Origin of the sequence: Paenibacillus koleovorans NBRC 103111 (assembly GCF_004000845.1) — a bacterium.
Taxonomy (GTDB): domain Bacteria; phylum Bacillota; class Bacilli; order Paenibacillales; family NBRC-103111; genus Paenibacillus_AA; species Paenibacillus_AA koleovorans.
On the sequence record NZ_BIMA01000007.1, the window covers coordinates 71,354 to 96,255 of the forward strand.

A 24,902-nucleotide genomic window follows, 5' to 3' on the forward strand; every position below is an offset into this window, starting at 1 on the left:
TTATGAAGGTCAAGTAAGATTCCAATTTGATCAAAACGTCAGGAGGTCATTTGTTTGAATAGTCAGACTCGCTCCACCATCAAACCGTTTATGGATGAAAACTTCCTGCTGAACAATGAGACGGCGATTACGCTGTACCACGATTACGCCAAGGCGATGCCGATCATCGATTATCATTGCCACTTGAGTCCGCAAGAAATTTTCGAGAACAAATCGTTCAAGAACATAACCGAAGCTTGGCTCTACGGCGATCACTACAAATGGCGTGCGATGCGCGCGAACGGGGCGGAGGAGCAATACGTCACCGGCGGCGAAGGCGCTAGCGATTATGATCGTTTCCTGGCCTATGCGAAAACGGTTCCGAATACGATCGGCAACCCGTTGTACCACTGGTCCCACCTGGAGCTGCAGCGTTTCTTCGGGGTGTACGACTTGATCAATGAGAACAACGCGCCGCTGATCTGGGACAAGGTCAACGCGCAGCTGAGCGCCGGAGGTTTCTCGGCTCGAGATCTGATTGCGAAGTCGAATGTCAAGGTTGTATGCACGACGGACGATCCGACCGATTCGCTGGAGTATCATATTCAGATCAAGGATATCCCGGATTTCGACTGCAAGGTGCTGCCTTCGTTCCGTCCGGACAAAGGTCTGGAGATCAACCGCAACGGGTTTGTCCAATGGGTGCAGAAGCTGGCGCAAGTATCCGGTCAATCGATCGGCAATTATGACGATTTGCTGGCGGCGCTCGAGTCCAGAATCCACTTCTTCCACTCCGTAGGCGGCCGTGTGTCCGACCATGCGCTCGATTATGTTGCGTATGCGGATACGACGAAGGAAGAGGCGGCGGCCATTTTTGCCAAAGCACTTGGTGGTGCATCGGTGAGTCTCGAGGAAGAAATGAAGTACAAGACTTATACGCTGACGTTCATGGGCAAGCTGTACGCGAAGCTCGGCTGGGCGATGCAGCTCCATATAAGCGCTCACCGGAACAACAACTCCCGGATGTTCGGGAAGCTTGGCCCGGATACCGGTTATGACTCGATCAATGACACGAATATCGCTGGGCCACTTGCGAAGCTACTTGACGGCCTGGATCGCGAAGACGCGCTGGCGAAAACGATCCTGTACTCACTCAATCCGAAAGACAATTACGTGCTTGGCACGATTATCGGCAGCTTCCAAGGCGGCGGTGTGGCAGGCAAGATCCAGCTTGGCTCGGCGTGGTGGTTCAACGATACGAAGGATGGCATGCTGGAGCAAATGAACGCACTTGCGAACCTCGGCTTGTTGGCGCGTTTCGTCGGAATGCTAACGGATTCCCGCAGCCTGCTGTCTTACCCGCGTCATGAGTATTTCCGCCGGATTCTGTGCAATTTGATCGGCGAATGGGTCGAGAACGGCGAAGCGCCGAACGACCTTGAGCTGCTGGGTACGATGGTGCAAAATATATCGTATACGAATGCGAAGGAGTATTTCGATTTTGGCCTATAGTCCTGTAGGTCTGTGGGTTGCAGCGTTGGATTGAGATGATGGCCCCGTCCGCTTTCAGTTGGAAGCTGGCGGGGTTTTTGCTTTTGTGCTGACCGGATGCCGATTTGCTGCCGGTGAACGACGAAATTTCGGCGCTAATCAAAGAAAGGGCACTTGGGTTGTTCCGGTAGGGGAAGTGCTGAAGCAGGAGCAGTCTATGAGGGCTTCTCTTTTTCGTTTGCTTGGGATCTTTTATACTTTTTTTATAGTTTCGTTAGATCGGCTTAAGATGTGCACGCTATGATTAGAGAGTGAGTTTCAACCGGGATTTGAACTTGGAGTAGAAGGAGGGGGCGTCAGGTGAAAATGTCGATCCGAGGAAAGCTGATCGTTTCCCATGTGGCGATGATAATTGTACCGGCGCTGCTCCTGGTCATCGCGGCGATTTTGGCCGGACAGTTTTTTTTCAATGACCGAGAGGCGACCTTTGAGGCCGAAGGCAAGTCGGGGGCGAATATGCTGCAGCACAGCGAGGTGTTCGCAGGCCTAAGCTTCCTGCTGCGGGTGAACCCGGAGCTGCTGGCCGATCCGACTTTTCTGAGGCGTACGGACGATCGGCTGCAGGAGGAAGGGGCGGCGATAGCGGTACTCCGCGAGGGGAGGCTCCTGTTTGTTTCCTCCTCGCTAATCGCCGATCAGAGTTTGGCGGATAAGCTCATGAATTTGCCCGCTAACCGCGAGCATGGGCCGGGCTTTAACAAGTGGATTGAATCCGAAGGCACCTCCTACTTCGTCCGAAGCGCGGCCTTGAACACGAGCGGCGAGACAGAGGGCACCGATGGCATTACCCTTTATTTGCTGGAAAACAAGGACCGGCTTCCTCGCTTCTGGCTTATCCCTCTTCTGTTCCTGTTCCTGCTGCTCGTTATCGGCGGGACGAACGGGGTGCTGTCCTATTCGGTGTCTCGCAGTATCGTAAGGCCGCTCCGCGAGCTTACTCACGCTGCCCATCAGATCAAGGAAGGCAATCTCGATGTGGAAGTGAAACGCCGCACCGGCGACGAGATCGGCGAGCTGAGCGCCGCTTTCAAGGAGATGCGGCTGCGGCTGAAGCAGTCGATCGCCGCGCAGCTGCAGGCGGAGGACAACCGCAAGCAAATGCTGGCGAGCATCTCGCATGATCTGAAGACGCCGATTACAGCGGTCTCCAACTGCATCGAAGCGCTGCATGACGGTATCGCGGACACGCCGGAGCGCCAGAACAAGTACTATCGGATGATGCAGCAGAAGATGCATGAGATGAACCATTTGATCGACGAGCTGTTCCTGTTCTCGAAGCTCGATATGCGCAAGGAACATTTCCGATTCGAGCGGATCGACATCGTCGCCTATCTCGAGGACTATGTGGAGGAGCTGAAGCATGATCCGCGCTTGGAAGGAGTAGCTATTACTCTGGAACGGGAGTCGGCAGGACCGATGCCGGTAATGGCGGATCACGACAAGCTGAGACGCGTCTTTTCGAACATCGTGGACAACAGCCTGAAGCATATGGATGGCGGACACCGCAGACTGGCTTTTGAGTTATCTATGCTCGATTCTCGAATCCGCGTGGTTGTACGGGACAATGGGAGAGGAACAGACCCTGCCGAGCTGCCTTTCTTGTTCGACAGCTTTTACCGAGCCGATCTCTCGCGCAACTCTACAACCGGCGGAAGCGGATTAGGTCTCTCGATCGTCCGGCATATTATCGAAGCTCATGGCGGAGTTGTGGAAGCGGCCGGTGCGCCAGGAGAAGGACTAGCCATTACGATGACGCTGGATCAAGCCAGGGAAGCAGGTGGGGTATGAAGAAGCGCATTCTCATCATTGAAGACGAACCGGTAATCGCAGAAGTGCAGAAAGACTACTTGGAGGCGGCGGGATTCGAAACCGCGCTGGCGCGTTCGGGCGATTCCGGGTTGAATCGAAGCTTGAACGAGTCTTTCGATTTAATTTTGCTGGACCTAATGCTACCTGGGGTCGATGGTTTCGAGATATGCCGACGCGTGCGCCAGGCGAAAAATGTACCGATCCTGATCGTCTCCGCCAAAAAAGAGGAGGTCGATAAAATTCGCGGCTTCGGGCTTGGCGCAGACGACTATATTTTGAAGCCGTTCAGCTTGGGCGAGCTGGTTGCACGGGTGAAAGCCCATCTCGCGCGATTCGAACGGTTGACGGCTTCCGGGTCGGGAGCCGAATCCGTTGGAGGCATTGGCAGCATTGGCAGCAAAGATCAAATCGTCGTAGACGGCATTCGCATCGACAAGCTGGCGCGCAAAGTGTATGTCTGGGATGCGGAAGTCAGCTTCACGTCCAAGGAATACGAGCTGCTGCTGTTTCTCGTCTCGAATCCGAACCGGGTGTTTCGCAAGGAAGAGCTGTTCGAGCGGATCTGGGGGTTGGACTCGCTAGGCGATATCGCCACCGTGACCGTGCATATCAGCAAGCTGCGTGAAAAAATCGAGCGTCAGCCATCCAAGCCGCAGTACATAGACACGGTATGGGGCGTCGGCTACCGTTTCAATATTTAGAGAGCAGGTGATTGGAACGTGAGCGGGAATCGCATCTCTCAGACGACGCGCAAATGGCTGTTGTCGCTGCACTTGCTGTTTAGCGGCATTTTGCTTGGGTGTACGGTCGTTATCGTTATTCTAAGTATTACGGCATTGACCACAGCTTCCTCCGATACGCTGCGCAGCTGTTATCAGGTCATGAATATCGTGGCGGGCTCCAGCATCCGGGTTTCTTCCATCGGGATGGTCGTGACCGGCGTGTTGTTGTCGGTATGGACGCATTGGGGGTTGTTCCGGTATTACTGGCTGATCTACAAGCAAGTGATGACGCTCGCTTCCATCGGAGTTGGAATTATCGGCTTCTACATGTGGAGCATGAAGGGCATTGAGCTGGTGGAAAGCGTTGGGCTCGACGCGGTGCATTCCTCAGCTTATGTGATCAACGCTCAGCAGCTATGGGTCGGACTGATATTTCAAGTTATTTCGCTAGTTTCCATGTTCGTCATCTCCGTTTTTAAACCTTGGGGGAGACGTGTTCCACGAATACAATAGGTGGGCCGGCCCCGGCAGTTAGCCGGGGTATGCCGTTTTTCACTCGTTTTACTCCTTTGCCACGAATATAGTACAATAGCTGGGAAGGTTTGCAAGGGAAAGGGGTATTCGAGCAAGATGCGCTGGCATGAAATTACGATACATACGACTGAAGAAGCGGTGGAGATGATCTCCAATTATTTTCATGAGCTAGGTGCAGGTGGCGTCTCTATTGAAGAGTCGGGGACTCTGAACAAGGAACGAGACACTTCCTTCGGCCAATGGTACGAGAAACCTTTGAACGACATTCCCGAGGGAGAGGCGGAGATGAAAGCGTATTTCGCCGAGCCGGTCGATTTGGAGTCGCATGTGCAGGGACTGCGGGAATTTTGTGACATGTTGCGCGACGAAATCGGGATCGATCCCGGCCGTGCGACGATTACCGTGCGCGAAGTGGACGAGGAGGATTGGGCGAACGCTTGGAAGCAGTACTACAAGCCGCTGCGCATCTCGGATCGGTTGACGATCAAGCCGACCTGGGAGACGTACGTCCCGGAGCGTTCCGACGAGCTGATCATCGAGCTCGATCCGGGGATGGCGTTTGGAACCGGTACACATCCTACGACTTCGCTATGCATGCAGGCGTTGGAGAAGACGTTGAAGCCCGGCGTCAATGTCATCGATGTGGGCACAGGGTCGGGCGTGTTGGCGATCGCGGCTGTGAAGCTTGGCGCGAACCGGGTATTGGCGCTTGATCTCGATCCGATCGCGGTGACGAGTGCACTGGAGAATGTGAAGCTGAACGACATGGAGTCGCGTGTGTCCGTTGCGCTGAGCGATTTGCTGGGCATTCTCCGGCAAGGCGAGGGTGGGGACTCGGATCGCGAGCCGCTTGCCGTGAAGCCGCCGGTCGAGCTGATCGTCGCCAATATTTTGGCGGAGATCATCCTGTTGTTTATCGACGATGTGTATGAGGCGCTTGTCCCGGGAGGCTTATACATCGCATCCGGCATTTACAAAAACAAGGAAGAGGCTGTGGAGCAAGGCTTGCTGGCAGCAGGCTTCTCGATTGTCGAGAAACACCGGGATCAAGATTGGATCGCTTTCGTAGCGAAGAAAGGGTAGGTGAAGCCATGGATTCGAACAGGTTTCTCGTCTATCCGCTGGAACATTTACCGTTCATTTTATTAGTGTTAGTGATCGCTTTTACTTTGCATGAATTCGCACACGCCTATTCCGCCTACAAGTTCGGCGACATGACCGCTTACAATGCAGGCCGGGTGACGCTCAATCCGATGTCGCATCTGGATGTGCTGGGTACGATCCTCATCCTGATCGCCGGCTTCGGCTGGGCCAAGCCGGTGCCGGTGAACCGGGGGCGGTTCAAACACCCGCGGCTGATGGGGATCGTCGTCTCGGCCGTCGGCCCTTTGAGCAACTTATTGTTGGCGTTTATCGCGGCGATCGGGATTGGAATTATGTACAAGCTCGGCTTGTGGACCAACACCGATCCGAGCGGAAGCATAGTGGCACTTAAGCTGTTTCTTACCTATATGATAGGGTTGAATGCCCTGTTGTTTTTGTTTAATCTCATTCCGCTTCCCCCGCTGGACGGATACCGAATCATTGAGGACCTGGCTCCGATACATACACGAATTAAGATGCAACAATACGAGCAATGGGGCATATTCGCTTTTTTGATCATGGCATTTATTCCGCCGATCAATCGGGTCACACTTCAGCCGATCTTGATGTACACGGAAGATATTAAGAATGGACTATTACGTTTTGTGGGTATGTTTCTGTAGTGATCAGGTCTTCTCCTCCGGAGAGGCCCTTTTCATTTGGGGGTTCGCGGCAGCAATCTGATTTGTTCCAGCGGCAAGTCGGTCATGTTGGCTACTTGTTCAGGTGTAAAGCCTTTGTCTAGCATGACTGTAGCAATTTGGAGTTTCCCTTGGAGCTTTCCTTGCTCAATCCCTTTCTCAATCCCCTTCTCGATCCCTTCCTCATAGCCCCAACGTTTCCACGCCGGCATCAACTCCAGCAATTGCTCGCTCTCGGCCGGGTAATCTTTACGCAGCTCCTTCATGATAGCCTCGTCCTCCTCTTGAACAGGTTCGAAATATAAATCGGCAAACGACATAATTAGTGCCAAACGGGCTGCATCCAAGTTGGAGGTCAATCGGAGTATCATACGAAGAAAGGCCATCCGAGCTTGACGACGCTCATTTCTAGTATAGCCCATTTTACTGAGGAGCGCAGCGGCAACAGGATTGCCGGAGTCCACAAAATCTCGCCAATTGCATTTCCGCAACTCGACCTTCAAATACTGAAAATTTAAAATCGGAATTCCGGGAAGCGACATAGTGAAAGCAGATTCTGCATCCGTAACGTCATCATAGGCAAATATGGCAATGGGCACGATCCAACGATGCTCTCGGCGATGGCGTTCGAACAGCCGACTGAAGTAAATGAACATCCGCGCGGAAAATTCGGGATCCTTGTAAGACTGAGTTTCGATCAGTAGCAGCAAATATGCATCGGACTCGGCCAACCGTGTTTCTATGAGCAAATCAAGGACGCGCTTCTCTTCACCAATCAGATCAACCAACAGCTCTTGCATGAGCAGCCGGGTATGCGCGGGATTAATCATTCGATAGAGGTCTGGAAAAAACAGCTGCAAGAAATCGAGGAAAAACGTCTGAAGCAGCTTCTTAAACGCTTCATCATGCGGCTTTGGAGGTTTGGGAGCGCCGGAGCTTGAATATTGACCTCGAGGCTCGGCAACCAGGTAAGAACTCATAAGGATGTCTCCTTGAGTAAAAATTTGGATATTAGTATAATATCGAACGTTTGTTCTTGTGTCAAGTTGCAGTGCCATTCCTTTCCCTTAGTGGATTTTTGGGATGAAAAGTTGTAAGATGTAGGGTGGACATTCGACACTAGGATGGAACTCCGGCGCAAACAGGCTGGATCAGCGAGGAACGAGCATGCAGCGTTATTTTATTCCTGCGGGGCAATTAACCGATACCGAAGCGACAATAACCGGCGAGGACGCTCATCATCTCATTAAGGTGATGCGGGCGCGCGCGGGAGAAACGATTATATGCAGCGACGGCGAAGGCCGGGAAGTGTTGGCGGAGATCTTAACAACGGATTCGGGCACGGTCCGCGCCAAAGTGATCGAGCATCTGCCGCTCCACGCAGAGCCGGCCGTCCAAGTGTGGATCGCCCAGAGCTTGCCGAAAGGCGACAAGCTGGAGACGGTCATCCAGAAGGGAACCGAGATCGGAGCGAGCCGGTTCATCCCGTTTTTGTCGGCGAGGACTATCGTCCAATATGATGAGCGCAAGGAAGCAAAGCGGGTCGACCGCTGGCGCAAAATCGCCAAAGAGGCAGCCGAGCAAGCCCACCGCAACAAGGTACCGCAGATCGATTCGCCCCTCGCATGGAAAAAACTGCTCCAGGCAGCTAACGAGGCGGATGCAGCGTTTTTTTGCTATGAGAAACCAAGCGGGTCACAGCTGCGAACGGCCATCCGGGAGGCGCTCGAGCAAGCCCCGAGGGACAAGCTCAAGCTAATGCTGATCATAGGTCCGGAAGGCGGCTTTACCGAGCAGGAGCTGCAGGAGGCGGAAGCGGCGGGCTGTCGAGCCGTCAGCCTGGGAGCGAGAATATTGCGCACGGAAACGGCCGGCATGGTTGGGCTGACGTGCATTTTATACGAAAGTGGAGAGATGGGAGGCTGATTGTATGCCTACAGTCGCGTTTCATACGTTAGGCTGCAAAGTTAATTTTTACGATACCGAAGCGATCTGGCAGCTGTTCAAAAACGACGGCTACGAGCAAGTCGATTTCGAGCAGACCGCCGATGTGTACGTCGTCAATACATGCACGGTAACGAACACGGGAGACAAAAAGAGCCGCCAAATCATTCGCCGGGCGATTCGCCGCAATCCGGATGCGGTTGTGGCCGTAACGGGCTGCTACGCGCAAACCTCGCCGGCCGAGCTGCTGGCCATTCCAGGCGTTGATCTCGTAATCGGGACGCAGGACCGGGATAAAATACTTCCCCTCATTCGAAATTTCGAGCAGGATCGCAAGCCGATTAATGCAGTACGCAACATTATGAAAACCCGCGAATTCGAAGAGCTGGATGTACCTGCTTTTGACGACCGGACACGGGCTTTTCTGAAAATTCAAGAGGGCTGCAACAACTTCTGCACGTTCTGCATCATTCCATGGTCGCGCGGACTAATGCGGAGCCGCAAGCCGGACAGCGTCATCAAACAGGCGGAGATGCTTGTGGGAGCCGGGTACCAGGAAATCGTCCTGACCGGTATTCATACAGGCGGCTATGGAGAAGATATGGAACACTATAGCTTAGCCGATTTGCTGTGGGATTTGGACAAGGTCGAAGGGCTGAAGCGCATCCGCATTTCCTCGATTGAAGCGAGCCAGATCAACGACCGCGTGATCGAAGTGCTGAACGCCTCGCCGAAAATGTGCCGCCACCTGCATATTCCGCTGCAGTCCGGGGACGACCGGGTACTGGCGCGCATGCGCCGCAAATACACGACGGCCGAATTCGGGGAGAAAATCAGAAAAATTCATGAAGCAATGCCAGGCGTAGCGATTACGACGGATGTGATCGTAGGTTTTCCGGGTGAGACCGAGGAGATGTTCCGAGAAGGCGTTGCGTTCATGGAGCAGATGGGCTTTGCGGAAATGCACGTGTTTCCTTACTCGAAACGGACGGGGACGCCGGCGGCGCGCATGGAGGACCAGGTAGACGAGGAATTGAAAAACGAGCGCGTTCATGAATTGATCGACTTGTCCGAGCGGATGCAGCTGGCCTATGCGGAACGTTACGTGGGACAAACGCTTGAAGTCATCCCGGAGCGGACGTACAAGGGGGCGCCGGACGGCGGCTGGATCAACGGGTATTCCGACAACTACTTGAACGTCGTGTTTGAAGGCGCGGAGGAGCTCATCGGTCGAGTATGCGAGGTCCGCATTACGGAAGCGGGTGTGAATGAGTGCCGCGGACAGCTGATTCGGGTGCAGCAGTCTTCCGTTTCGGTTCCGAAGAAGAAGCTTCAGGCCGTATCGGGATAAACAGGAATAATTCGAAAGACAAAGGAATAAAAACAAAGCCATAACGGGATTTCGTTCTAGACCAGAGTCAAGGACGGAATCTTTGTTGCATAAATGCATAAATGAACATATCGCGTAGGAAAGGAAGGTGGCCGCATGGCTAACAAGGAGATTTCGGCAGGCGGTGTCGTGTTCAGAAGGAACGGGGATACCGTGGAGATTCAAATGATTAGGGACCGTTATGGAAAAATGACGCTGGCTAAAGGAAAAATCGAGGCGGGCGAATCGCTGGAGCAGACGGCGTTGCGGGAAATCGAAGAGGAAACCGGCATTGCCGGACGTATCCATCAAAAGCTGGAGACGGTTGTCTATCAATACGAGCATCCTATTCACGGGACCGTGGACAAAGAAGTACACTATTACTTAGTCCAGGCGATCGACGGGCAGCATAAACCTCAAATCGAAGAAATCCACGGAGTCGAATGGGTGTCGCCCGAAGAAGCTTGGCAGAGGCAATCCGAGCAAGGCTACGACAACAATGACGGGGTGCTGCGCAGAGCGCTTCAACTATTAGGAAAAGAGGTAATCGGCCGGTGACGAATCCGATGCACGGTGCAGGAACGATTGATCTGGCCCAAGTGCCGCGTTATATTGACCATACTTTGCTCAAAGCGGATGCGACTTCGGCGATGATCGACAAGGTATGCCGGGAAGCGGTGCAGTACGGCTTTTACAGCGTGTGTGTCAACGGCTTCTGGGTGCCGTTCTGCCGTGAGCAGCTGGCGGGCTCGAATGTGAACATTGCCGCGGTAGTCGGGTTCCCGCTCGGTGCAGGAGCCGCTGCGGCCAAAGCGTTCGAGGCCGCGAACGCAGCCGAGCGGGGAGCGACAGACATCGACATGGTGCTGGCAGTTGGCCTTATGCTGGAAGGCAATCATGCCGCGGTTCAGGCCGATATTCGCGAAGTTGTGCAAGCCGTTGAAGGTAAAGCGATTGTAAAAGTCATTCTCGAGACCGGCTTTTTAAACGACGAGCAGAAGAAAATTGCCTGCGAGCTGTCCGAACAAGCGGGAGCTCATTTCGTGAAAACATCGACGGGCTTTGGGCCAGGCGGGGCGACGGTGGAAGACGTCCGCCTGATGCGGGCGGCCGTATCGGACCATGTCCAAGTGAAAGCGTCCGGCGGCGTCCGCGACTGGGAGACGGCGAAGCGGATGATCGAGGCGGGCGCTACCCGGCTCGGCACCAGCTCCGGCGTCGCCATTATGAGCGGGGGCGTTTCGGCGCCTGCAGGTTACTAAGCGCCGGCAAGTAGCAGATCGGAAGGGCCAGCAGCGAGCTGAGGACGTTGAACAGCGTCTGTGCGCGGGCGATTTGGCCGGATGGATCGCCGCTCAGCCATGCGGATGCCTCATGCAATAGCGGCAGCAGCGGGATGAAGAGCACGGCGCCGCCGGCGTTGAGCAAAGTATGCGACCAGGCGACGAATCGTCCGCTTCGGCTGCCGCCGATGCTGGCGATGAGCGCCGTGGCGCATGTGCCGACGTTGGAGCCGATGACGATGGCGATGCCGACTTCCACGGGAATCGCCTGCACGGCGGCCAGCCCCATCGTCATCGCGATGACGGCGGCGCTGCTGTGGACGATCGCGGTGACGACCGCACCGGCGAGGACGCCCCACAGCACGCTCCGCTGCGCATGCTCGACGAACCACGTGAACAGGCCGCGTGATTGCAAGTCCGGGACCATCGTCTGCATGACGACGATGCCGAGCAGCACCGCAGCCAGTCCGCAGATGGCCAGCGACAGGCAGCGGACGCTGTGCAGATAGCGGCGAAGCCGGAACGAACGGAATGGAGCGAGGACAAGGGTGCAAATCCATACCGCAGCAGCCGCGAGCAAGATGGGAAGGGAGTAATGGGAGATGTTCAGTCCCATCAGCTCCGTCGTCAGGCAGGACCCGATATTCGTGCCCAAGATGATCCCTAACGTACGGGGGAAGCTCATCAAGCCGGCGTTGACCAATCCGATACATAAGACAGTTATAGCGCTGCTGCTCTGGAGAACGGCGGTTACAGCGGTACCTATGAGCATACCGCGGACCGGCGTGCGCGTGAACCGTTCCAGCAGCCTGGTGAGATAAGGGCCGGCCCATTGGTGCAGAGCCAACTCCATCACCTTCATGCCGGTCAGGAACACACCCAGGCCAATGGCGAGCGGCAGCAGGACGGAATGAATCATAGTCGCTCCTTCGGGGACGAAATGGACGAACTTATCAAAGAATATGTGGCAGGGCAGACAGGCATGACAAGCAATTGATCAGGCCCGTTGTTACAGGGGGAGATCGGGATGGCAAGCGTAGTGTTGGATCGGAAAAGAAAGAAGCGTTTGGAGCAAGGGCATCCCTGGATTTTTCAGAACGAAGTGGAACGGATCGAGGGCGAGTACGAGGCCGGCGATTTGGTGAACGTTGCGACGCATCAAGGTCAGGTATTAGCGACAGGGTATATCAATCCGGCTTCCCAGATCGTCGTCAGAATCGTGTCTTATACTTCGCTGGAATCAATGGATCGGGCCTTTTTCGTAGAGCGGCTCCAACGATGCTTGGAGCATCGAGAGCGATTCGTGGAAGGGACGAACGCCTATCGGCTTGTCTTCGGCGAGGCGGACTTTTTGCCGGGGCTGGTCGTTGACCGTTATGCGGATGTGCTCGTCGTCCAAATTTTGTCGCTCGGCATGGATCGCCGCCGCGAGGAGATCGTTGGTGCATTGATTGATGTGTTGCAGCCTGCAGGCATTTACGAACGAAGCGACGTTCCTGTGCGCAAGCTGGAGGGTTTGGAGCTTCGGACCGGCGTGCTGTACGGGGATTGTCCGCGGTATGTGCGGATTATGGAGAACGGACTGGAATTGGAAGTGGATATTGTCGAAGGCCAGAAGACCGGTTATTTTTTTGACCAGCGAGAAAATCGTGCCTCTTTATCCAAGCTGATGCTAGGTTGGGGTAAGCGGAGCGGTGTCGAGCTTCGCGAAGTGGAGACGGAGCCTGAAGCGGGTAGTCGTGCGGCAGTCAGGAAAGCCCCTTTCAATACGAACGGCAAGGAAGTCACATTCCCTTATTGGGACGGCGCCACGGTGCTGGAATGTTTCTCGCATACGGGCAGCTTTACGCTGCATGCTTGCAAGTATGGTGCCAAAAAAGTAACCTGCCTCGATATTTCCGAGCATGCGATTGATAGCGCGAGACGCAATGTGCAGCTGAATGGGTTCGAGGATCGGGTTGAGTTTGTGGTTGCGGATGCTTTCGATTATTTGAGACAGCAAGTGAGCGGGCTGGAGGAGCGGAAGTCGCGAGGAGCGGGGGAACAAACGAAGAAGGTTGACACGTCGAAGCCGATCGGCAAGCAGGGTCGCACTTGGGATGTGGTCATTCTGGACCCGCCGGCGTTCGCCAAAACCAAAGGAGCGGTCGAGGCCGCTTGTCGAGGCTACAAGGAAATCAATCTAAGCGCGATGAAGCTGGTCAATGAGGGCGGGTACCTGGTGACGGCCAGCTGCTCGTATCATGTGAGGCCGGAGCTGTTCCTGGAGACGATCCAGGCTGCCGCCGCCGATGCGAACAAAACGGTCCGGCTGATCGAGTTCAAGGGGGCGGGCAAAGATCACCCGCACATCCTTGGCGTCGACGAGGGAGATTACTTGAAATTTGCGATCCTGCAGGTGCATGCCCGGCTTTAAGTGGTGATCACGATGAGATAGAAAACGGCATTCAACACGAAAGTGGCGGTCGCCGCAATCCAGATTCCTCGGACGAGCGAGGGATCTTTTTTGTTAATAAGAATAATAGGAATGAGGTATAACCATTGAATCAGCCCGATGAACAAGTATGCGACCGGAATGAAAATCAACATCAGGTGAAGCAGGAACACGAGCCCGACGCCTTTCCAAACTTGCTTCCTGCTGCGGGAAACGATTGCGGCTTCTGGTTTGACAGTTGAAACGTTGGCAGGATTGGGCCTCGATGGCGGAGCTTGGCTCTTGCTCCCGTCCGATTCGCGGTCCAGTCTTTCGAACTCCGCTTGTCGAAGCCGCTCCACGATGCTGCCTCGATCGGCAGTCCCGGAAGACGCTGCGCGTTCGTTTTTTTCAAGATGCTCCTCTTCCACAGGCGCATCAGGATGCGGAGCAAGTTCTCCATCCTTGCGGTTGTCATCGGACATATGGGTCCCCCTCGTCTATTCGTTCCAAATGAAGCTCCGTACTTACTTGCCGGTTCCGACGATGTCGTCGATGGCCCGCAGCTCGGCTTCACTGAATGTCAGATTGCTGAGCGCGGCTACGTTCTCCTCGATCTGAGAGACCCGGCTCGCGCCGATCAGCGCCGAAGTGACGCGTCCGCCCCGCAATACCCAAGCGAGCGACATTTGGGCCAGCGATTGTCCGCGTTCGGCAGCCAGCTCGTTAAGCGCACTGACTTTTGCCAGCTTGTCTTCCGTAATGTCCTTGCTCTTCAAGAAAGCGTTGCGGGAGGCGCGAGAATCATCCGGAATGCCTGTCAAATATTTGTTGGTCAGCACGCCTTGGGCAAGCGGGCAAAAAGCGATGCTGCCGATGCCCTCCTCGTCCAGTACATCCTGCAGGCCGTGCTCGATCCAACGGTTCAGCATGGAGTAGGAAGGCTGGTGAATCAAGAGCGGAGTGCCCAACTGCTTCATGATGGCCGAGGCTTTCGCCGTTTGTTCCGCCGAGTAGGAAGAGATCCCTACATAAAGCGCTTTGCCGGAGCGGACCAGGTGATCGAGCGCGCTCATCGTTTCTTCCAGCGGCGTTTCCGGATCGGGACGGTGGGAGTAGAAAATGTCGACATATTCGAGTCCCATCCGCTTCAAGCTTTGATCCATGCTGGAGATGAGGTATTTGCGGGAGCCCCAATCGCCGTATGGCCCCGGCCACATGTAGTAGCCTGCCTTAGTGGAGATGACGAGCTCGTCGCGGAATGCTGCGAAATCGGCTTTCAGGATGCGGCCGAAATGTTCTTCGGCGGATCCTGGCGGGGGACCGTAATTGTTGGCCAGGTCGAAATGGGTGATGCCCAAATCGAACGAGCGGATCAGCATGTCGCGCATGTTCGATTGACGGTCGATGCCGCCGAAATTATGCCATAGTCCGAGCGAGATCGCCGGCAGCTTCAAGCCGGATTTCCCGCAGCGGTTGTATTTCATCGAGTCGTAACGGTTGGATGACGGTAAATATGTCAATGGAAGAACCTCCTTCGAATTTGGGCTGCTACCTGTTCGTCCCCATCATAGCGGTAACGAGGGCTTGAATCAAGAGAAGAGAGGAAAATTTGCGTAATAGTTGAATTTCCCTTCGTCCCTTGACAGACAATGAGGTATAATGGGAAAATAGTCCAGACAAAGGAACGTATGTTCTGATCGTTCGGAGGGTTGAAGTTTATGAATTTCGTATCCAAATTATCATGGTTTTTCAGAGAAAGAGCAGCGCACTATGCGCTGGCGATCGGCGTGCTCATCCTGGTCAATCTGATGGCCGTCATTCCTCCCCGCATCATAGGCTCGGTCATCGACTCGATCCGCACGAGCACGCTGACAGCGGAGGAGCTCGGACGCACCGTTCTGTTCCTGGTCGGTTTAAGCGTGTTCGTCTATTTGTTGAATTTGGTGTGGGTCAATACGCTGTTCGGCAACTCAGCGGTGCTGGAGTCGGACTTGCGGTCGAAGCTGTTCCGCCACTTGCTGCGGATGACCCCGTCGTTCTTCCACCGCAACCGCACGGGCGACCTGATGGCGCTGGCGACGAACGACGTCGTCGCGATCAGCCAGACGGCCGGCTTCGGCGTGCTCACGCTGGTGAGTACGCTTGTCGGGACTTCGATCGTGCTGGTGACGATGGTCGTCTTCATCGATTACAAGCTTATGCTGGCGGCTCTGATTCCTCTGCCCTTCCTGGCGATCGCCATCAACGTGCTCGGCAAACGGATGCGGATGCGCTTCATGGAAGCGCAAGCCTCGTTCGGGCGAATGAACGATCATGCGGTAGAGTCGATCTCAGGCTTGCGCGTCCTGCGCTCCTATGTACAGGAGAGCCGGGATTTGCATGCCTTCGACCAGGTTACCGGCAATGTCATGGAGATGAACCGCAAGGTGGCCGTCGTCAACTCGTTGTTCCAGCCGGTTATTTCGACGATCGTCGGTGTGAGCTACGCCATCGGGATCGGGTACGGCTCTTACTTGGTATTTCACACCGAGCTGACGCTAGGCCAGCTGGTCTCGTTTAATATTTATTTGGGGATGCTCATCTGGCCGATGATATCCTTCGGTGAATTCATCAATATATTGCAGCGCGGCAGCGCATCCGCCGACCGTATGTATCAATCATTCGCCCAGAAGGCGGACGTGAGCGAGTCCGAGAAGCCGCTTGCCGTGGACTTGCCAATCTCGATTGAATTCGAAGGACTGACGTTCCGGTATCCGAACGCCGCTTCGGACAGTCTGAGCGATGTTGCGTTCCGGCTGAATCGTGGACAAACGCTCGGTATTGTCGGCCGGACCGGCAGCGGGAAGAGCACGCTGCTCAAGCAGCTTCTCCGCCAGTACCCGATCGAACAAAACAAACTGCTCCTGACCGGCGTGCCGATCGAGAGAATCAACCTGGACAAGTTGAAGAGCTGGATCGGGTATGTCCCTCAAGAGCATCTCCTGTTATCCAAGAGCATTCGCGAGAACATTATGCTGGGGATGGAGGGAGCGCCGCCGGAGCGGCTGGATGAGGCTGTGACGCTCGCTTCGCTGCGCGAGGATATCGCGCTGATGAAGGAAGGGCTCGACACAGTCATCGGCGAGTACGGCGTCATGCTGTCCGGCGGGCAGAAGCAGCGCGTGTCCATTGCCAGGGCAGTGCTGGCCGATCCTGAAATTCTAATTCTGGATGATGCGCTCTCCGCAGTCGATGCAAGGACGGAAGCGCGCATTCTGGAGAACATCCGTCGAGAACGCGCGGGCAAGACAACCCTTATCGCCACCCATCGTTTGTCTGCCGTGAGCCATGCGGATTTGATACTCGTGTTTGAGGACGGCCGCATCGCGGAGCGGGGAACGCATGAGCAACTGATGTCGCAAGGCGGCTGGTATAAGGAACAAGTCGAGCGGCAGCAGATGGAATCATCGCTCATGAGCGAGCTGGAGAAGGAGTGAGTGCGATGGAATGGAAGGAACCCGAGAGTCAAGTGCCGATTGCCCGTCGGTTGACGAGCTACGCGCTGCAGTACAAGGGTCGAATCATAGCGGCTTTGTTGATCCTGGTGCTTGCTGTAGCTGCTCAGCTAGCCGGTCCGTATATCGCCAAAGAGATCATCGACAAACATATTCTCGCGATCGAGGAAACCTGGTACAAGACTGCTCCAGGCGAAGTTCCGACCGATACGAAGTTCGTCGAGTTTCAGGGGAGTGCCTATATCCGCGAGGATTGGCTGTCCGGAGAGCAGGCTGAAGCCGGCTGGCAAAAGGTGCAAATCCGCCAGCGGGACGATTTCTTTGTGTTGACCGATCCGTCGAACGGCTCCAATATAACGCTCGACTCCGACAATGTGCTCGACTTTTATAGACATGACTTCGTACCGATCATGTGGCTCGTCGCGCTCTATGTGGGACTGCTTGCCGTATCCGGGGTGTTGACGTTCACCCAGTCTTATGTGCTGCAGACCGCTGCCTTGCGCATTGTTCAGAAGATGCGGATGGACATCATGAAGCATATTCATCGCATCCCGGTCCGATATTTCGACAATACGCCGATCGGCCAAGTCGTCTCGAGAATCGCCAACGATACAGAAGCGATTCGCGATCTGTACATGAGCTTCATGGCCACCTTTGTCGTCAGCGGCGTCAATTTGCTCGGCATCTATGTGGCCGTGGCGATATTGGATTGGAAGCTGTCTCTGCTGCTGCTCGCGTTTATCCCGTTTTTCTACTTCGTCATGAAGCTGCATCTCAAGTACGCCAAAGGCTATGTCACGATTATGCGCGCTCGGTTAAGCGATATGAACGCCATGTTGAACGAGACGATCAATGTGATGCCGATCATCCAAGCGTTCCGGCGAGAGAAGAGCCGAAGCGATGAATTCGAAGCGCTGAACAAAGACCGCTATAGGAATCAGCGCAAGCAATTCCGGCTGTACTCGTTCTCGGCGAGAAATATCGTGGGTTTCGTCGGCAGTATTACGACTGCGATGGTCATCTGGTATTTCGGAGGTCAGTCGCTGCAGACGGCTATTTCGTTCGGGGTGTTCTATGCGTTCATCGATTACTTGGGCCGCGTCTTCCAGCCGATCATCGGGATTTTCGATCAGTTGACGAATGCTCAGCGTGCTTTCGTATCCGCGGAGCGGGTGTTCGCATTGCTCGACCAGCCTGGCGTCGAGATCGAGGACCATCCGACGGTCCCTCGGCCTCAGGGAAATGTCCGGTTCGAGCGTGTGAGCTTCGCCTATACCGGCGAAGATTATGTGTTGAACAATGTGAGCTTCGAGGCCAAACAAGGGGAAACGATCGCCATCGTCGGTCACACCGGCTCCGGCAAAAGCTCCATTATGAACCTGCTGCTTGGCTTTTATGAGCCGACCCGGGGCAACATCACGATAGACGGGCAAAATATCGCCAACATTTCCAAACAAGAGCTCCGGAGCCATATGGGGATCGTGCTGCAGGATCCTTTCTTGTTCACCGGCGATATCCGGTTCAACGTGGGGCTGTACGACGACAACATCTCGGAGGACGCGATCCGGCAGGCACTGCGCGATGTCGGCGCCGAGTCGTTCGTGGAGAAGCTCCCGCAAGGGCTCCATGAGCCGGTCGTCGAACGCGGGAATACGTTGTCCGCCGGACAGCGGCAACTGATCTCATTTGCGAGAGCGTTGGCGTTCAACCCGGCCATTCTCATCCTGGACGAGGCGACGGCGAGCATCGACAGCGAAACCGAGCATACGATCCAGCGAGCGCTGCATGTGCTGCGGGAGGGGCGCACGACGTTCGTCATCGCGCATCGGCTGTCCACGATCCGGGATGCGGACCGCATCCTCGTCCTGCACCGCGGCGAGATCGTCGAGAGCGGCACGCATGACGAGCTGATGACTGCCGAAGGCCGCTATCACAAGATGTACCGGCTTCAGAAGGGAGAAGGCTCCGCCCCGTCGACGCAGGCAGCTATAAAAGCATAAAATAGGCCGGCAAGGGCGACCTTGCCGGCCTTATTCATCCCGTCCAAGCGGCATCTATCTGTCCGATTGACCCATTTTTCTCATATCCAAAGCTGCAGTTGTTCCTTGATCGAGTCGAGGTGCAGGCGGCCTTTCTGCAAAACAGGCGTGGGCACCATTCGATTGTAGCGATTGATCATCGCATTGATCGCGCCAAGCTCCTCTTCTTCCTCAGAGCCGACTCGGGCTGTCCGGTCAAGCAACTCGACCAGCTTCCGGGTCCGATCGCGGATTTGATGCTGGAGCTCCAGCCATGGAGGGAGGATATTGGCGTTTTTCAAAATCGAGTTCATCGGATCGCTGTCGGGCACGAGGATAGGCTTTCCTTTTCCCTTCAGCCCCTCCATGCCCCCGCCTCGCTCGAATTCCGCGTACGCTTCATCCATCCAATGAATGAGGCGACGTTCTCGCGCAATCGTCTCCGCCGTATCTTCGGAAACCGAGGTGTGGAGATTCGGTTGTCCATTTCCGACTGGAGAGATATCGGCTTTCACGACAATCACTTTCCCGTCGTTGTCCTTTCGTTTGCGGTACCATTTTTTCTCCATCGCTGCAAGCCCTCCTCTCCTAATACTGCTAGTATAAGCAATTCCAGTTCGCGAAAACGGCAATAATTGTGAGAAAAGAAAGACAATTCAAGGGGGAACACGACTCCTGTACATTTTGCGTGACGAAGGCGGAGAAAGTGTGCTAAACTTACTGTAGAAATCATAGTAATCGATTACTATACATTTTCTATTGGTTCTCTATGGAATGGAAGGTGATTCGATGCGGAAAAAAGTAGTGCTTGTTGGCGCGGGCAGCCGAGCAAGATACATGTTCGCTAAGCCGTTCGCTGCCGAGTTGAAGGATGCCGTCGAGTTTGTCGGACTGTACGATGTGAATCAGATTCGCGCTCGAACGCTGAGCGAGGAATGCGGGAACGTGCCGGTATTCCAGGATTTTCGGACGATGATGGAGACGGCGCGCCCGGATACGGTTGTCGTCGCCAGTACGGATGCTACGCATCACGAGTACATCATTGCCGGGCTGGATACGGGCTGCGATGTCGTAACGGAGAAGCCGATGACGACCGACGGAGACAAATGCCGGGCTATTCTGGCTGCAGAGCGGCGATCCGGCAGGAAGCTGACCGTTACGTTCAATCTCCGGTTCGTGCCTTACATGGCGCGTGTCAAAGAGCTGCTTCGGCAAGGCGTGATCGGCCAAGTCCAGCATGCCTCCGTCGATTGGTTTCTGGACCGCTCCCATGGGGCCGACTATTTCAGGCGCTGGCATTCGCAGCTGGAGCATAGCGGCGGCCTGCTCGTGCATAAGTCGACGCATCACTTCGACATCGTAAATTGGTGGATGGACGCCACACCGGAGCTTGTGCATGCTTTCGGCCGGCTTGCCTTCTACGGGCCGAACCGAGAAGCGAGGGGAAGCCGGTGTCTCACCTGTGCGCACAAGCAAGCTTGCGAGCTTTATTTCGATCTGGAGCGGAATGACCTTCATAACCGTTATTATTTGCAAGCTGAGGGCGAGGACGGCTACATCCGCGACAAATGCGTATTCCGCGACGAGATCGATATTTACGACACGATGAGCGTGCAAGTGAGGTATCAGAACGGAGCCCAGCTTAGCTATTCGTTGGTGGCGTATAGCCCGGAGGAAGGCTGGAAAATGACGCTGACCGGCACCGAAGGCCGGATGGAGGTCGCGGCGATGCACAGCGGACCGCTATCCAAAGGCGTACACTCGGAACGCATTCGGATTATTAAGCCGAACGGCGAAACGGTCAGCTATGACATCCCTGTTTCGGGCGGCGGTCACGGCGGCGGGGACGAGAGGCTGCTGGACATGATTTTCCGGGGCGGCATTCCCGATCCGTTAGGGCAGCATGCCGGGAGCACGGCAGGAGCGATGTCGCTCTTGATCGGTGCGGCAGCCAATGTCTCAATAGCGGAAGGCAGAGTAGTAACGATTCAAGAACTATTAGGAGGAAACAAAATATGAACAAACATGTATTGGAAACCGCTCAGCTGTTAGGTGAAGCGGCTGCCGAGCAAGCGTCCAGCCTTTTGAACGATACGATCGCGAAGCAGGGCTATGCCCGCATTATTTTGTCGACAGGGGCCTCGCAATTCCCGTTCTTCGAAGCGATTAGCCGCAAGTCCATCGACTGGAGCAAGGTGGAGATGTTCCACCTGGACGAGTACATCGACATGCCGGAGACGCACAAAGCCAGCTTTCGCAAATATTTGAAGGAGCGTTTCCTTTCGTTTGCATCTGTGAAGAAGGCTCATTTTGTGGACGGAGAGGGAGATGTCTCCGCCCATCTGGTCGAGCTGTCCGAGGAAATCCGCAAAGCCCCGATCGACCTGGCCCTGATCGGCATCGGCGAAAACGCCCACATCGCGTTCAATGACCCGCCTGCCGATTTTGAAACCAAAGAAGCGTACAAGGTCGTGGAGCTGGATGCCGCCTGCCGTCAGCAGCAGCTCGGCGAAGGCTGGTTCGAATCGCTGGAGGTTGTACCCACGCACGCGATCACGATGACCGTGCATCAAATCATGGCGAGCAAAACGATCATTTCCGTCGTCCCTCACGCCGTCAAAGCGCAGGCGATCCGCAGCACGCTGGCCGAAGGCATTACGAATACCGTGCCCGCCACGATTCTGAAAACGCATGGTGACTGGCATTTGTACCTCGACCAAAATTCCGCATCGTTGCTGCCTGTCAACCAGGGCTAAGCCGATGTGCCGATGAACAAACGCGTAACGATCCACGACATCGCCCGAATAGCCGGCGTCTCGAGCGCAACTGTTTCCCGCGTCCTCAGCAATAGCAGTTATCCGGTCAGCGAGAAGCTGAGGGAACGAATCCAGCAGCTGGCCGAGGAGCATCATTACATCCCGAACATGATCGGCAAGCAGCTTAAGACGGACCGAAACATGACGATCGGCGTCATTATTCCCACCATCAGCAACCCGTTTTACGCGTCGGTCATGCTAGGCGTGGAGGAAATCGCCCGCAGGCGAGGATACCACGTGCTCCTCTGCAACTCGCTTCAGGACGGGAAGCTGGAGGAGGACTACTTGCAGACGCTGTTCGAGAAGCAGGTAAAGGGCGTCATCTTGTCCTCCATCTCCGGCAACAGCAAGCTGATCAGCCGCCTGATGAAGCTGGGGCTTCAGCTCGTTGTCATTGAACAGCAGCTCGATGTGCCCGATGTGCTGCAGATCGAGTTCGATTACAGTAGGGGCGGCTATATGGCGGCGAGCCACCTCATCGAGCAAGGCCATCGCCGAATCGGATATGTGACCGCACCGCTCGACCGCCCGAGCCGCAGGCTGATCCTGCAGGGCTTCCAGGAAGCGCTTCGCGCGCACGGACTTAGTCTGGAGGACGGCTGCTACCAAGTATCGGAATCGGAATCCCCGATCTATACCGGAACGTTCGAATTCGAGAACGGCAAGCGGCTTACCCGCAAGCTGCTGGAGCTGCAGGAGCATCCGACCGCGATTTTCGCCTGCAACGATTTGACCGCCTTCGGTGTGCTCCATGAGCTGGCCGAGCATCAAGTGAAAGTGCCGGATGCCATCTCGGTTATGGGCTTCGACAACATCGAGTTCAGCCAGATGGTCACTCCGCCACTGACTACGATCAAGCAGCCGGATTACGAGATGGGCAAAATGGCTTGCTCGATGCTGCTGGACAAGCTGTCCGACGTTACCGTAGACTCGCTCCAAGTGATGCTGCAGCCGAAGCTAGTAGTCCGAGAGTCGGTTGGCAAACGTTCAAGCGGATAACGCAACGACAATAAACACGTTTCGGATTGGATCCGACGCGTGTTTTTATTTTGGAGCCATCGACGCTGAAGGGAGGAAGAAATTGGTGCCACGTCCTCGAAACTCAGGTATAATCGAGGTACGAGCCGCATTTCGTTGAAAAGGGTCGAAGGGGGATGTGGAGTGTCAACCACAATTCTGCTCGTAGAAGATGATCCCGTATGGAGAACGCAGCTGACTCGGTTTCTTAACATGGAGCCGGGGATGCGTGTTGTACAAGCCGTCCAGTCGAAGGATGAGGCTATAGCTTATTGCACCGACCACCCGGTCGATGTCGTTCTAATGGATATTCATCTCGCTCCGAATCAATTGGACGGGATCGAGGCGACGCTGGAGCTTAGCTTGATGAGGGCCGATACGAAGGTCATTGCGCTGACTTCCATCGACGAAGAAAGAGTCATCCTGGATACCTTTACGGCCGGGGCCGTTCATTATGTGAGGAAAAGCGACTTCAGGAAAATCCCGGCGGTTGTTCGCGAAGTGATGCAAGCCAATTCCCCTCAATCGATTCTAGTAAAAGAATTTATTAGGCTGAAGGAAACCGAGCAGATCAACAGGCTGACGGCTGCGGAGAAAGAAATCATTTCGCTCAACGAGGAAGGGTACGGTCGCATCACCATGGCCGAAAAGCTCGGGAAATCGGAGAGCACGCTCAAAAATCAAATTACGGCCATCATTCGCAAATTCCAGGCGAAATCCATAAAGGAAGTTGTGCGCATCATCAAGAGCAGAGGGCTGAAAAACCGGGAGTTTCACGAATGATCATTTCCTTCCTCATCGTATCCATCCTCGCGAGCGTCATCCTGATCAAAAACAAAGACCGTGCATCCATGCTGTGGGGGAGCGCCTTTTTGTTTGCAGTGTGTCTCAGCGTGGTATGCTCCTATATAGATATTCAACTCAGCCAAGCGCCCGCCTTGTTGATTAACAGTTTGAATTTTATGGCGGATTGTTCTTTGGCTTATACATTCGGCATGTTCGGTATCGTTCATTCGGATTTGTTCGATATCGCCACACGAAAAAAACTTGGAATGCTCGGGGCGGCGGCCATTTTCCTTGTCTGGTTGTTCACGCCTCTGTCAACGATCCGGCAAATCAATTATGAAGACTACAACGCGCTCCCCATGGTGATCTATGTCGCGGTCATGTGGATCGCCGGTTCTGTTTCACTGCTCATAGCTTGCTTCAGAGAGAAGCACCCGTTTAAGAAGAGAGAGCGCCTGTTCACGAATGTATTGATGATCCCTGTGATGCTCTGGATAGTGATCAGTTATATAGGCTACATGGCGGGGATTGATTTATGGCGGTACAGTTACGTGGTTTCTCTTTGCTTTTTGATTATTTTCCTTGTTATGGGAATCAGTAGGGGAGTGCTGGGCGTCAAGCTGAAAATCGAGCAATACAAGGCCGACGTTTCGTGGCATACGATGAAAAACAGTACAACTTTGCTCAACCATACCGTCAAAAACGAAGTCGCCAAGCTCGATCTGTTGCTTCATCAATTGAAAACCGTTTGCAGCGATCAGTCCCGTACAGGCCCTATCGACCAGGCAGGGCTCGACGATATGCAGCACTTGATAGACACGGCCTCAGCCTCAGTAGGACATGTCCAGTCGATGATCGACAAAATTCACGATAAAGTGCAGGCGGTCCGCGTCGAGCTTCAACGCTCCGATTTTCAGTCCATTGTGGAGCTGGCGCTCAGCGGTGTGGAGAATACGATTGGCAAAGGCGTGACGTTTCGGAGAGACTTCAGGAAAGTGTCGCCTGTTTATTGCGATCCGGTGCATGTCAAAGAGGTGGTCCATAACCTTGTAACGAATGCGGTCGATGCCGTCGAGCAGAACGGAATCATCACTGTCAGCCTGCATGAAACTTCCAAAGATGTCATTCTGGAAATCCACGATACCGGCCAAGGGATTCCGAAACAATCGCTCTCCGCGATATTCGATCCGTTCTATTCAACCAAAAAGACGAACCGTCATTACGGACTCGGGCTGTTTTACTGTAAAAATGTAATTGCAAAGCATAATGGGACACTCTATGTGGAAAGCGCTCAAGATAGGGGGACGAGCTTTTTCGTTCATCTGAGAAAATAAATCTAGATTCGATTCAGAACCGCTCATTCGGAGCGGTTCTATTTCG

23 protein-coding genes are annotated in these 24,902 nt (G+C 54.7%); 18 read left to right on the plus strand and 5 right to left on the minus strand.

Features of this window, described 5'->3' with window-relative positions; translation table 11 throughout:
* The first annotated feature begins 90 nt into the window (after window positions 1-90).
* From uxaC to PKO02S_RS03975, 6 genes are all read left to right on the plus strand, one after another.
* Complete coding sequence (gene uxaC / locus PKO02S_RS03950; RefSeq protein ID WP_218033905.1) at window positions 91-1,491, plus strand: glucuronate isomerase; 1,401 nt, start codon at window positions 91-93, stop codon at window positions 1,489-1,491.
* A 345-nt stretch (window positions 1,492-1,836) separates the two neighbouring features.
* Complete coding sequence (locus tag PKO02S_RS03955) at window positions 1,837-3,318, plus strand: sensor histidine kinase (protein ID WP_246066824.1); 1,482 nt, start codon at window positions 1,837-1,839, stop codon at window positions 3,316-3,318.
* Entirely contained in the window at window positions 3,315-4,040 is a 726-nt protein-coding gene (locus PKO02S_RS03960; RefSeq protein ID WP_127579792.1) for a response regulator transcription factor, read from the plus strand. Before PKO02S_RS03955 ends, PKO02S_RS03960 begins: the two co-directional genes overlap by 4 nt.
* 18 nt (window positions 4,041-4,058) lie before the next feature.
* Entirely contained in the window at window positions 4,059-4,574 is a 516-nt protein-coding gene (locus tag PKO02S_RS03965; protein WP_246066820.1) for a hypothetical protein, read from the plus strand.
* 117 nt (window positions 4,575-4,691) lie between these two features.
* Entirely contained in the window at window positions 4,692-5,678 is a 987-nt protein-coding gene (gene prmA, locus PKO02S_RS03970) for a 50S ribosomal protein L11 methyltransferase (RefSeq protein ID WP_127579793.1), read from the plus strand.
* A gap of 8 nt (window positions 5,679-5,686) precedes the next feature.
* Complete coding sequence (locus PKO02S_RS03975) at window positions 5,687-6,361, plus strand: site-2 protease family protein (protein WP_127579794.1); 675 nt, start codon at window positions 5,687-5,689, stop codon at window positions 6,359-6,361.
* Between the two features lie 32 nt (window positions 6,362-6,393).
* Here PKO02S_RS03975 and PKO02S_RS03980 read toward each other — a convergent pair whose 3' ends face one another.
* Window positions 6,394-7,437 (minus strand): Rpn family recombination-promoting nuclease/putative transposase, encoded by a 1,044-nt coding sequence (locus PKO02S_RS03980; RefSeq protein WP_127579795.1) that lies wholly within the window; start codon window positions 7,435-7,437, stop codon window positions 6,394-6,396.
* Between the two features lie 109 nt (window positions 7,438-7,546).
* Between PKO02S_RS03980 and PKO02S_RS03985 the strand changes: the two genes are divergently transcribed.
* The 4 genes from PKO02S_RS03985 to deoC all read left to right on the plus strand — a co-directional run bounded on the left by PKO02S_RS03985 (window position 7,547) and on the right by deoC (window position 10,954).
* Window positions 7,547-8,305 carry a 16S rRNA (uracil(1498)-N(3))-methyltransferase gene (locus PKO02S_RS03985; protein WP_127579796.1) on the plus strand — a complete coding sequence of 253 codons (759 nt, stop codon included), beginning with the start codon at window positions 7,547-7,549 and terminating at the stop codon, window positions 8,303-8,305.
* A gap of 4 nt (window positions 8,306-8,309) precedes the next feature.
* Complete coding sequence (gene mtaB, locus PKO02S_RS03990) at window positions 8,310-9,674, plus strand: tRNA (N(6)-L-threonylcarbamoyladenosine(37)-C(2))-methylthiotransferase MtaB (RefSeq protein WP_127579797.1); 1,365 nt, start codon at window positions 8,310-8,312, stop codon at window positions 9,672-9,674.
* Window positions 9,675-9,809: 135 nt separating this feature from the next.
* Complete coding sequence (locus PKO02S_RS03995) at window positions 9,810-10,250, plus strand: NUDIX hydrolase (protein WP_127579798.1); 441 nt, start codon at window positions 9,810-9,812, stop codon at window positions 10,248-10,250.
* 8 nt (window positions 10,251-10,258) lie between these two features.
* Window positions 10,259-10,954 carry a deoxyribose-phosphate aldolase gene (gene deoC, locus PKO02S_RS04000; protein WP_127579823.1) on the plus strand — a complete coding sequence of 232 codons (696 nt, stop codon included), beginning with the start codon at window positions 10,259-10,261 and terminating at the stop codon, window positions 10,952-10,954.
* Here the strand turns inward: deoC and PKO02S_RS04005 are convergent.
* Window positions 10,917-11,894: a Na/Pi cotransporter family protein gene (locus PKO02S_RS04005; protein ID WP_127579799.1), complete on the minus strand. Its 978-nt coding sequence runs from the start codon at window positions 11,892-11,894 to the stop codon at window positions 10,917-10,919. The two genes, deoC and PKO02S_RS04005, sit on opposite strands and share 38 nt — an antisense overlap.
* A gap of 108 nt (window positions 11,895-12,002) precedes the next feature.
* Here PKO02S_RS04005 and PKO02S_RS04010 point away from each other — a divergent pair, with 108 nt between their 5' ends.
* Window positions 12,003-13,391 carry a class I SAM-dependent rRNA methyltransferase gene (locus PKO02S_RS04010; protein WP_127579800.1) on the plus strand — a complete coding sequence of 463 codons (1,389 nt, stop codon included), beginning with the start codon at window positions 12,003-12,005 and terminating at the stop codon, window positions 13,389-13,391.
* On the opposite strand, the gene PKO02S_RS04015 is transcribed toward PKO02S_RS04010, so the two are convergent.
* Together PKO02S_RS04015 and mgrA are read right to left on the minus strand one after the other, a co-directional pair.
* Complete coding sequence (locus tag PKO02S_RS04015; protein WP_127579801.1) at window positions 13,388-13,873, minus strand: hypothetical protein; 486 nt, start codon at window positions 13,871-13,873, stop codon at window positions 13,388-13,390. The genes PKO02S_RS04010 and PKO02S_RS04015 overlap by 4 nt on opposite strands.
* A gap of 42 nt (window positions 13,874-13,915) precedes the next feature.
* Entirely contained in the window at window positions 13,916-14,911 is a 996-nt protein-coding gene (mgrA, locus tag PKO02S_RS04020; RefSeq protein WP_127579802.1) for an L-glyceraldehyde 3-phosphate reductase, read from the minus strand.
* A gap of 198 nt (window positions 14,912-15,109) precedes the next feature.
* Between mgrA and PKO02S_RS04025 the strand changes: the two genes are divergently transcribed.
* On the plus strand, window positions 15,110-16,867 hold the full coding sequence (locus PKO02S_RS04025) for an ABC transporter ATP-binding protein (protein WP_127579803.1): 1,758 nt from the start codon (window positions 15,110-15,112) through the stop codon (window positions 16,865-16,867).
* Window positions 16,868-16,872: 5 nt separating this feature from the next.
* The gene (locus PKO02S_RS04030; RefSeq protein WP_127579804.1) at window positions 16,873-18,885 is read left to right on the plus strand and encodes an ABC transporter ATP-binding protein; all 2,013 of its coding nucleotides are present in this window, start codon (window positions 16,873-16,875) and stop codon (window positions 18,883-18,885) included.
* Between the two features lie 80 nt (window positions 18,886-18,965).
* On the opposite strand, the gene PKO02S_RS04035 is transcribed toward PKO02S_RS04030, so the two are convergent.
* Window positions 18,966-19,472, minus strand: a complete 507-nt coding sequence (locus PKO02S_RS04035) for a DnaJ family domain-containing protein (protein ID WP_246066821.1) — start codon at window positions 19,470-19,472, stop codon at window positions 18,966-18,968.
* A 220-nt stretch (window positions 19,473-19,692) separates the two neighbouring features.
* Between PKO02S_RS04035 and PKO02S_RS04040 the strand changes: the two genes are divergently transcribed.
* The 5 genes from PKO02S_RS04040 (at window position 19,693) to PKO02S_RS04060 (ending at window position 24,856) form a co-directional block, all read left to right on the plus strand.
* A complete protein-coding gene (locus PKO02S_RS04040; RefSeq protein ID WP_127579805.1) occupies window positions 19,693-20,922 on the plus strand; it encodes a Gfo/Idh/MocA family protein in 1,230 nt (409 codons plus the stop codon).
* Window positions 20,919-21,659 carry a 6-phosphogluconolactonase gene (locus PKO02S_RS04045; protein ID WP_127579806.1) on the plus strand — a complete coding sequence of 247 codons (741 nt, stop codon included), beginning with the start codon at window positions 20,919-20,921 and terminating at the stop codon, window positions 21,657-21,659. The genes PKO02S_RS04040 and PKO02S_RS04045 overlap by 4 nt, the downstream gene beginning before the upstream one ends.
* A 12-nt stretch (window positions 21,660-21,671) precedes the next feature.
* Window positions 21,672-22,718 (plus strand): LacI family DNA-binding transcriptional regulator, encoded by a 1,047-nt coding sequence (locus PKO02S_RS04050; protein WP_127579807.1) that lies wholly within the window; start codon window positions 21,672-21,674, stop codon window positions 22,716-22,718.
* A gap of 162 nt (window positions 22,719-22,880) precedes the next feature.
* Complete coding sequence (locus PKO02S_RS04055) at window positions 22,881-23,519, plus strand: response regulator transcription factor (RefSeq protein WP_127579808.1); 639 nt, start codon at window positions 22,881-22,883, stop codon at window positions 23,517-23,519.
* The gene (locus PKO02S_RS04060; protein WP_127579809.1) at window positions 23,516-24,856 is read left to right on the plus strand and encodes an ATP-binding protein; all 1,341 of its coding nucleotides are present in this window, start codon (window positions 23,516-23,518) and stop codon (window positions 24,854-24,856) included. The genes PKO02S_RS04055 and PKO02S_RS04060 overlap by 4 nt, the downstream gene beginning before the upstream one ends.
* The last annotated feature ends 46 nt before the right edge of the window (window positions 24,857-24,902 follow it).

Excerpts from the sequence above, each read along its gene's own strand:
- PKO02S_RS03960 (WP_127579792.1), top strand. The coding sequence starts at position 3,315 with ATGAAGAAGCGCATTCTCATCATTGAAGACGAACCGGTAATCGCAGAA.
- PKO02S_RS04035 (WP_246066821.1), bottom strand. The coding sequence starts at position 19,472 with ATGGAGAAAAAATGGTACCGCAAACGAAAGGACAACGACGGGAAAGTG.
- PKO02S_RS03975 (WP_127579794.1), top strand. The coding sequence starts at position 5,687 with ATGGATTCGAACAGGTTTCTCGTCTATCCGCTGGAACATTTACCGTTC.
- deoC (WP_127579823.1), top strand. The coding sequence starts at position 10,259 with ATGCACGGTGCAGGAACGATTGATCTGGCCCAAGTGCCGCGTTATATT.
- PKO02S_RS04050 (WP_127579807.1), top strand. The coding sequence starts at position 21,672 with ATGAACAAACGCGTAACGATCCACGACATCGCCCGAATAGCCGGCGTC.
- PKO02S_RS04025 (WP_127579803.1), top strand. The coding sequence starts at position 15,110 with ATGAATTTCGTATCCAAATTATCATGGTTTTTCAGAGAAAGAGCAGCG.
- mtaB (WP_127579797.1), top strand. The coding sequence starts at position 8,310 with ATGCCTACAGTCGCGTTTCATACGTTAGGCTGCAAAGTTAATTTTTAC.
- PKO02S_RS04005 (WP_127579799.1), bottom strand. The coding sequence starts at position 11,894 with ATGATTCATTCCGTCCTGCTGCCGCTCGCCATTGGCCTGGGTGTGTTC.
- PKO02S_RS04030 (WP_127579804.1), top strand. The coding sequence starts at position 16,873 with ATGGAATGGAAGGAACCCGAGAGTCAAGTGCCGATTGCCCGTCGGTTG.
- PKO02S_RS03995 (WP_127579798.1), top strand. The coding sequence starts at position 9,810 with ATGGCTAACAAGGAGATTTCGGCAGGCGGTGTCGTGTTCAGAAGGAAC.
- PKO02S_RS03955 (WP_246066824.1), top strand. The coding sequence starts at position 1,837 with ATGTCGATCCGAGGAAAGCTGATCGTTTCCCATGTGGCGATGATAATT.
- PKO02S_RS04040 (WP_127579805.1), top strand. The coding sequence starts at position 19,693 with ATGCGGAAAAAAGTAGTGCTTGTTGGCGCGGGCAGCCGAGCAAGATAC.
- uxaC (WP_218033905.1), top strand. The coding sequence starts at position 91 with ATGGATGAAAACTTCCTGCTGAACAATGAGACGGCGATTACGCTGTAC.
- PKO02S_RS04045 (WP_127579806.1), top strand. The coding sequence starts at position 20,919 with ATGAACAAACATGTATTGGAAACCGCTCAGCTGTTAGGTGAAGCGGCT.
- PKO02S_RS03980 (WP_127579795.1), bottom strand. The coding sequence starts at position 7,437 with ATGGCACTGCAACTTGACACAAGAACAAACGTTCGATATTATACTAAT.
- prmA (WP_127579793.1), top strand. The coding sequence starts at position 4,692 with ATGCGCTGGCATGAAATTACGATACATACGACTGAAGAAGCGGTGGAG.
- PKO02S_RS03985 (WP_127579796.1), top strand. The coding sequence starts at position 7,547 with ATGCAGCGTTATTTTATTCCTGCGGGGCAATTAACCGATACCGAAGCG.
- PKO02S_RS04015 (WP_127579801.1), bottom strand. The coding sequence starts at position 13,873 with ATGTCCGATGACAACCGCAAGGATGGAGAACTTGCTCCGCATCCTGAT.
- PKO02S_RS04060 (WP_127579809.1), top strand. The coding sequence starts at position 23,516 with ATGATCATTTCCTTCCTCATCGTATCCATCCTCGCGAGCGTCATCCTG.
- PKO02S_RS04010 (WP_127579800.1), top strand. The coding sequence starts at position 12,003 with ATGGCAAGCGTAGTGTTGGATCGGAAAAGAAAGAAGCGTTTGGAGCAA.